The organism is Caballeronia sp. M23-90 (genome assembly GCF_053574605.1).
The window spans coordinates 1-8,066 of the sequence record NZ_JBSIPA010000298.1 but is presented as its reverse complement, the minus strand read 5'-3'; the positions used below and the strand labels follow the sequence as shown (position 1 = coordinate 8,066).

Genomic DNA, 8,066 nt, shown 5'->3' with positions numbered 1-8,066 from the left:
GCCGAGAAACAGCAGGATCATCGCGGCGGTCAAGGCGGCGGCGATCACGGCTTCCTTGATCACGCCCTGCACGGCGGCTTTCACGAACACGGACTGATCGAAGAGTGCCGTGATCGTCAAGTCTTCCTCTTCACCTCACTGGATCTTCCATGCATATCCGGCTACTTTCCCGTGCCCTCGCGCTGTTACCCGCTCTTTGTGTTGCGGCAGGCCTGCTTGCGGTTCAACCCGCACGCGCCGCTGATGCAGCGACCGTGACCGTCGGCGGAAAGAACTTCACCGAGCAAGTGCTGCTCGCGCAGATCACCACGGCGTTGCTGCAGGCGAAGGGTTTCAACGTCGTGAAGAAAGACGGTATGGGCAGCACGGTGTTGCGTCAGGCGCAGGAGAACGGGCAGATCGACGTGTACTGGGAATACACCGGAACCTCGCTGATCACCTACAACAAGGTGACCGAACACCTCACGCCTGCAGAAACGTACACACGCGTGAAGCAACTCGATGCCGCCAAGGGAATCGTGTGGCTCGATGCTTCGAAAGCGAATGATACGTATGGCCTCGCAATGAACCGCGACGAAGCCGCGAAGCTCGGCATTACCACCATAAGCGATCTTGCGAAGGCGCTGAGTGCGGGCAAGGACCTGACCTTCGCGTGCAACTCGGAATTCTATGCGCGCCCTGATGGCTTGAAGCCGCTGCAACAGGCGTATGGTTTTTCGTTTTCGCCGGCGCAGATCAAGCGGATGGATTCAGGCCTCACTTACCAGGCGCTGAAAGACAAGCAGGTCCAGGTAGCCCTGGTGTTCACAACTGACGGCCGCGTGCCCGCTTTCAACTTCGTCACGTTGCGCGACGACAAGGGTTTCTTTCCTGCCTATGCGCTCACGCCCGTCATCCGGAAGGCCACGCTCGATGCCAACCCGAAGCTCGGCCCGATCCTCAATTCGATATCGGCGAAACTCGATGACAAGACCATGGCGCGCCTCAATGCGGAAGTGGATGTATCGAAGAAGTCTGTCGATGATGTCGCAAGCGAGTTTCTCAAATCGTCCGGGCTGATGTAAGAGGACGCGACCGATCATGAACGATGGCTTGATCGTCGCGGCCGCGCAGGTCGAGACCATTCACGGCGATATTGCCGGCAACGTCGAGCGGCATCTGCTGCTGATGGCCGAGGCTCGCGCAGCGAACGTGAACGTGCTGGTGTTTCCCGAACTCTCGCTGGTCGGTCACGGCGCGGGTGCCGATGCACTGCGCCTCGCAATGCCCGCCGATCACGCGGTACTTTGCCGGCTTGCCGAATCATCCGGGCCGATGCATACGGTGGTGGGTTTTATCGAGGAAGCGCCGGGTGCGCAGTTCTATAACAGCGTGGCGACGCTTGCGCATGCCCGCGTGGTGCATGTGCATCGGAAGATCGGGCTTGCGACCTACGGCAAGCTCGACGACGGCAAGTTCTACGCGCCCGGCAGCACATTGAGCTCGTTTCCTCTCGGCGACACTCGCTGGCAGGTCACAACGCCGATCTGCGCGGACTGGTGGAATCCTTCGCTGGTCCACGGCGCGGCATGCGCCGGCATGACGCTCGGTATCGCGCCGATCAGTTCTGCGCTGGAAGCGGTCGGCGATCAATTCGACAACCCACGCGGATGGGATACGGTGTTGCGCTTTTACGCACTCGTTTATGGGTTGCCGATCGTGATGGCGAATCGGGTGGGACGCGAGGGCGACCTGCATTTCTGGGGCGGCTCCCGCATTCTCGATCCCCACGGCAAGATCCTGGCAGAAAGCCGGGAACCGCGCGAGGAGCTGGTGATTGCATCGCTGGATTACGGCGATGTCAGGCGCGCACGTTTTGCCTTGCCGACCGTGCGGGACGCCAACGCCAGAAACCGGAGCTGATCGCATGACCCGACGCAAAACGTCGCTTTCGTGTTGACGTTGGTCGCGTCCCTGCGGACACGCGGGAAATCGTCAGGTGAAAATGGTTTCACTCAATCGCTCTACGACGGAGAACGAGATGGTGGATGCGGTGCAGCTACAGGCCCTGCTCGATGAACGGCGAGAAGGTTTCAGTCTTGCGCGGCCGTTCTACATCGATCCTGCGTTTCACGATCTCGACATCGACGCGGTCTTCTCCAACGAATGGCTTTATGCGTGCAACGTCGCGGAGATTCGCGCGCCGGGCGATTACCTGACAATGGAGATCGGCGAGACATCTATTGTTGTCATGCGTGCGCAGGATGGCGAGGTCAAGGCATTCTTCAATACGTGCAGGCATCGTGGGTCGCGCATTTGCAGCGAGTCGCAAGGCCATGTTCACCGGCTGGTGTGCCCTTATCACCAATGGGTGTACGACCTCGATGGCGCGTTGCTCCACGCGCGGCAAATGCCCGCCGGTTTCGATCGTGAGGCCTACGGTCTCGCGCCGGTAAACGTCGAAGTGATCTGCGGCATGGTGTACGTGTGCATTGCTGATACACCGCCGGATATCACGCGGTTTCGCCGCTCCGTTGCGCCGTATATCGCACCGCATGCACCCGAGCGCACGAAAGTCGCGCACGTCGAGACACTGATCGAAGACGCGAACTGGAAGCTCGTCATCGAAAACAATCGCGAGTGTTATCACTGCAGCGGCAATCACCCTGAACTGCTTGCCACGCTCGTCGAATTTGCACTGCCCGATGATCCCGCCGGCTCCGCCTACTTCCGAGGACTGATGGAAAGTCAGGCGCGGCACTGGGACGCGCAAGACCTCGTGCATCTGCCGGCCGATGGCGGCAACGAATTTCGCTGCATCCGCCTGCCGTTTCATCGCGGGGCGGTGTCTTTCACGCCCGACGGTTCGCCAGCGTGCCTGAAGCTGCTCGGGAACCTGACCGACCCCGATCTTGGTTCGGTGCGGATGTTCAGGGTTCCGAACAACTGGAATCATTTTCTCGCCGATCACATCATCCATTTTCGCATCCTGCCGCTTTCCGCGAACCGGACGGCGCTGCGCACGACGTGGCTCGTGCACGAAGACGCGGTGGAAGGTGTCGATTACAACATTGAAAAGCTCACGTCCGTCTGGCGCGCGACCAACGCGCAAGATGCGCGGCTTGCGGCCAACAACCATCTGGGCGTCGCATCGAAGGCCTATGTTCCAGGGCCCTACGCGCCATCCGAATTCATGCTGCGCAATTTCACCAACTGGTACGCCGGCAAGCTGGCGGCGTATCTGGAGAAGACGGAACTCGGGCGCCGCACATTTACGTTGCATGCTCATGGTTGAGGATCCGACAATGCAGCGCATTGCACCGGCGTCATTCGTGGAAGGCCCGGCTGACCGGACGCTCGAATGCGTCGAGATTCGTATCGAAACACGGACTGTGAAAACCATCGTGCTGCGTGATCTCGATGCAAGCGGCGCAATGCCGTTCATGCCCGGCCAATCGATGATGCTCACACTCGACATAGCCGGAGAACGGTTGCAGCGCACGTTCTCGATTGCATCGTCGCCATTGGGAACCGGCATGCTCGAACTCACGATCAAGGCGCCGGACGATGGCCGCGCCACGCGCTGGCTGCACGACACATTGCGCCCGGGCATGACACTCGACGCGCGTTATCCGCTCGGGCAGTTCCGGCTTGAATTCGACGCACAACGTGTGAAGCCGCTTGCGCTGGTCTCGGCGGGCTCGGGCGCCTCGCCCCTGATGTCGATGTTGCGCACGCTTGCGCTGCGTTGTCCGCACGCCGACGTGGCATGGTTTCACGCGGCGCGCGGTACGGAAGATATCCTCTTTGCGCGCGAACTCGCGGCACTGCAGGCCAGCATGCCGAACCTGCAGGTCAGCGTCGCGCTGAGCGCTCCTGCGGCCGGCTGGTTCGGCCTGCGCGGGCGCGTTTCACGACGCCTCATTTCTGCAGTTGTGCCCGACTTCAATCTGCGCGAAGTGTATTGCTGCGGTCCGGCGAGCTTCATGGACGAGGTCAGGCGCATCCATGCCGCCGACGGCGCGCGCCATGCGGGCTTTCATGTCGAACATTTCGCGCCTGTTGATCCGTTCCCGTCCGAAGCGCCGGACGCAATGGACAACAGCGTCACACATCACATAAAACTCGGTGACAAGACCTTCCGGACGCATGCAAACGAAACGATCCTGATGGCGGCGTCGCGTCAGAACGTCGTGATTCCGTGCGGCTGCGCGAGCGGTATGTGCGGCACATGCAAGCTGCGCCGTGTATCGGGCGTGATCGAGATGCGGCATCAGGGCGGTTTATCGGGAGCGGAAGAAGCGCAGGGATTGGTGCTCGCGTGTTCCAGCCGCGCCATGTCGGATGTCACGCTGGAATTCTGATTGCAGTTGAACCGGGGAACCCTGTCATGCAACAACACGCGGGACGTTTTATCCATGAGCTTTGTTTCGATGACCTGCCGCGCGAGGTAGTGGAACGCGCGCAAAGCCTCATGCTCGATTTGCTGGGCGTGGCAGCGGCAGGCAGCGGCACGAGCCTCGCCCGGATTGCATGCGACCACGCGTTCGATTTTTTCGGCGCGGGCCGTAATGCAGTACGCATGCTCTTCGACGGGCGTCTCGCCAGTCCTCTCGGTGCGGCGCTGGCGGGAGGCATGACCATCGACAGCTTCGACGGCCACGATGGCCACGTGCTGACCAAGGGTCACGTCGGCGTGGCCGTGCTGCCCGCATTGCTCGCGATGGCGGAACGCGATCCGTCGATGGATGGCCGTGAGGCGATCGTCAATTTCGTGCTCGGTTATGAAATCGGCACACGCGCGGGTATCGCGCTGCATGCATCGAGCAGCGAATATCACACTTCAGGCGCATGGAACGCACTGGCCGCAGCGGCGCTGTGCGCACGATCGCTGAAACTCGACGAGATCACGACGCGCCATGCGCTGGGGATCGCTGAATATCACGGTCCGCGCAGCGAAATGATGCGTTGCATAGACTTTCCGACCATGCTCAAAGACGGCTCCGGCTGGGGCAGCATGGCCGGAGTCAGCGCGGCGCTTTTTGCGCAGCGCGGTTTCACTGGCGCGCCAGCTTTGACAGTTGAAGCGCATGAACCGGCGTTGTGGGAAGACCTCGGCGAGCGCTGGATGATTCTAGAGCAGTACGTCAAACCTTACCCCGTCTGCCGATGGGCGCATCCGTCGATTGCTGCCGCGCTGCAATTGCGCGCCGGACATGACCTGTCGCCCGAGATGATCGAGAGCGTGACCATCGAAACCTTCCACGAAGCGACGCGGCTATGTTCGACCTTTCCCGCGAATACCGAGGAAGCGCAATACGGTGTGCTGTTTCCCGTCGCGGCGGCGCTCGCAGATGGTCGTGTCGATGCCCGCACGATCCAGTCCGAAGGTCTTTCGGACGCGCGTCTTCGCGACCTCTTGCCCCGCCTGCGAACGGTTGAGCGCGCGGAGTTCAGCGCAGCATTTCCCGCCGAGCGCTGGGCTCGCGTGGTGGTCACGACACGTGATGGCGCGCGACTGGACTCGGGTCCGGTCACGGCCGTGGGTGGTCCGGACAATCCGATGCCGCAGGACGCGCTGCTGTCCAAATTCCGATCGCTGACATCGGCGCGCTTCGGCGATCGGCTCGCGCAGCAAATCGAAGAAGATGTCCTCTCGCTGCACGAATCCGCGAGCGCAATGCACTCGCTGAAGGAACGGGTGCTGACTGCGCCGTCCGCTCAATCGTCGCACGATGATGCGATGACGTCGGTTTTGTGACCGGGGACGGGCAGCGTGCCGCCCGATAATCATCGGACACCATTGCGAACATTGGAACAAAGGACGCTCGTGGGCCAGCACATTCAGTTCGATCCGGCATCGGTTGCGGGCAAAGCGCCGCCGATCCAGCATGAAACCGACCTGCTCATCATCGGGGCGGGGCCGGCGGGACTTGCCGCTGCCATGCAAGCGGCCGGCCGCGGCATGCGCGTGACGCTCGTCGATGAAAATCCCGTCCCGCTCGAGACCATGGGCGAAGAGGTGCCGCTGCATTTCGGCGGACGTATGGGCGCGGCGCTGAGCAACCGCAACGCGATGCTCGAAGCAATGCTGGAAGCCAGTCCCGAACTTGGCGAACTGCTGGAAGCGGGTGTCGATGTCCGTCTCGGCACGGCAGTCTGGGGACTCTTCTCGCAACGTCCAACTGCGGCGTGGATTGAAGGCCGTGTTGCCGGATTCGCCGATAGCGACAGCGCCTATCTCATGCGTTTCGGGCAGGTGATCGTGGCGGCGGGGCGTCGCGACATGGGCCTCGCCTTCGACGGCTGGCAGCGGCCCGGCGTGATGGGCGCGAGCGCGGCCTACCGGCTCAGTTCGACTTACGGGGCACTGGATGCGCGGGTCGCGGTGCTGCTCGGCAGCGACACGCATGCGCTTCAGATTGCCAACGCGCTGTCGGATGCAGGCGTGCGGATCGCGGCTATTGTTGAGCAGGCTACGTCTGTCCCTGGCGACGCTGCGTTGCTGGCGCGACTCGTCGAACGCGGTGCGCAATTGTTCACGCAGCATGTGATCCATGAGGCGCTGGGAGATGCTTATGGCGTGACATCGGTGACGCTTTGCGCAATCGATGCAGACCACCGGCATCTGCCCGGTGCACAGCGGTTGGTTGAGTGCGACACGGTGCTGCTCGGCATCGCGGCCATTCCTGCAATCGAATTGCTGGAAGCGGCAGGTTGCAGGACCGCGTTCAACGCGGATCGCGGCGGCAATGTTGCCGTGGTCGATGAGTCGCAACGTACATCGCTGCCCTTCATTTTGGCGGTGGGCGATTGCGCGGGCGTCTGGGATACGAAACATCTTTCCGCCGATACCGCCCGTCACGAGGGGCGCATCGCCGCCGTTGCCGCACTCCGCGCGTTAGGCGTTGATGAGTCTCCGGCGCAATTGGAAACTAGCGTAGTGCCCGACACATGCGTGAACGACCCTGCCCGATCCCGTGAAGCTTGGGTCCGCGCGTCGGTCATCGAAGCGAAAGGCGAACCCTTCGTCTGCCAATGCGAGGAGGTCACGGCCGTCGAAATCCTGACCGTTCGTCCGCCGCGCTATCTCGACTGGAGCCGTCAGGCCGATCCGGCGACTGCCCGCACCCTGGCTTCTCTCGTGCTCGAAGGTCCGCCAAGTCCCGATATCGTCAAGCGCCTCACACGCGCATGCATGGGGCCGTGCCAGGGCCGCCGTTGCCGCGAGCAGGTTGCGACCTTACTTTCGATCGGTTCGGCGACCCCGCTTGCCGGCATGCCGCTCGCCACCTTCCGGTCGCCCGTGCGCCCGTTGCCGCTCAATCAGCTTGCTGCCCTGGGAGAAGTCCCTGCGCTTGGTGACCATTGGGACAGTTGGTTCGGCATTGCATCGCAATGGGTGCCGTTCTGGCGCGCGACTCCGCTTTATACCGCCGCCGGCCGCGAGACGGGCGGGGTGGTTGCGAGCGAGTAGGGGTGGAGACGCATCGACATACGCAGCACCAGGACAGGGAACGCGATGGAACACAGTACACAGGGCAGCGTCACGCAGGACGCCAAAGGGGCGTCGGTGGTCATCATTGGCGGCGGCGTCACGGGCTTGAGCGCCGGATGGTGGCTCGCCCGCGAAGGCGTCGACGTGCTCGTGCTCGATGCAGGATTGATCGGCTGGGGCGCATCCGGGCGGAATGGCGGCGGCTGTTCCCACCATCACAGCCCGTTGTTCCTCGAAGAACAACGTCTCTGGCCGATGATGGATGAATTGCTTGGATATCCTACTGAATTCAGGCCGAACCGGATTCGGATCGCGCTGGATGAACAGCAGTTCACGTTATACCGACGCGCGCTCGATAACGGCGCGTATCACGGATTGCGCTCGGATATTCTCGATGCGAAACAAGTCCGCGAACTCGTGCCTTTCGCGGGCGATAACGTCCATGCCGGCTACTTCTATCACTTCGGCGGCCATGCAAATCCGCATCGCACGTTGCAGGCTTACGCCTGGGCGATGCAGGATTGCGGTGGCCGGCTGATGCAGCACACGGAGGTCACGGGGTTCGAGCGGCGCGGCGCACGGGTGGTCA

General features: G+C 62.1%; 7 protein-coding genes. All 7 read left to right on the top strand.

Going from position 1 to position 8,066, the window contains the following annotated elements:
• Positions 1-149 precede the first annotated feature (149 nt).
• A complete protein-coding gene (locus tag ACRXB1_RS24190) occupies positions 150-1,064 on the top strand; it encodes a glycine betaine ABC transporter substrate-binding protein (protein WP_174363487.1) in 915 nt (304 codons plus the stop codon).
• A gap of 16 nt (positions 1,065-1,080) precedes the next feature.
• Positions 1,081-1,902: a nitrilase-related carbon-nitrogen hydrolase gene (locus tag ACRXB1_RS24185; protein ID WP_449493472.1), complete on the top strand. Its 822-nt coding sequence runs from the start codon at positions 1,081-1,083 to the stop codon at positions 1,900-1,902.
• An 82-nt stretch (positions 1,903-1,984) separates the two neighbouring features.
• Positions 1,985-3,274 carry an aromatic ring-hydroxylating oxygenase subunit alpha gene (locus ACRXB1_RS24180; RefSeq protein ID WP_449493473.1) on the top strand — a complete coding sequence of 430 codons (1,290 nt, stop codon included), beginning with the start codon at positions 1,985-1,987 and terminating at the stop codon, positions 3,272-3,274.
• Positions 3,275-3,284: 10 nt separating this feature from the next.
• Positions 3,285-4,343 carry a flavin reductase family protein gene (locus ACRXB1_RS24175; protein ID WP_449493471.1) on the top strand — a complete coding sequence of 353 codons (1,059 nt, stop codon included), beginning with the start codon at positions 3,285-3,287 and terminating at the stop codon, positions 4,341-4,343.
• A gap of 26 nt (positions 4,344-4,369) precedes the next feature.
• Entirely contained in the window at positions 4,370-5,740 is a 1,371-nt protein-coding gene (locus ACRXB1_RS24170) for an MmgE/PrpD family protein (protein WP_449493470.1), read from the top strand.
• Between the two features lie 69 nt (positions 5,741-5,809).
• On the top strand, positions 5,810-7,456 hold the full coding sequence (locus ACRXB1_RS24165; RefSeq protein WP_449493469.1) for an FAD-dependent oxidoreductase: 1,647 nt from the start codon (positions 5,810-5,812) through the stop codon (positions 7,454-7,456).
• A 45-nt stretch (positions 7,457-7,501) separates the two neighbouring features.
• Positions 7,502-8,066 (top strand): NAD(P)/FAD-dependent oxidoreductase (locus tag ACRXB1_RS24160; protein ID WP_449493468.1); only part of this gene is annotated, 565 nt, incomplete at its 3' end.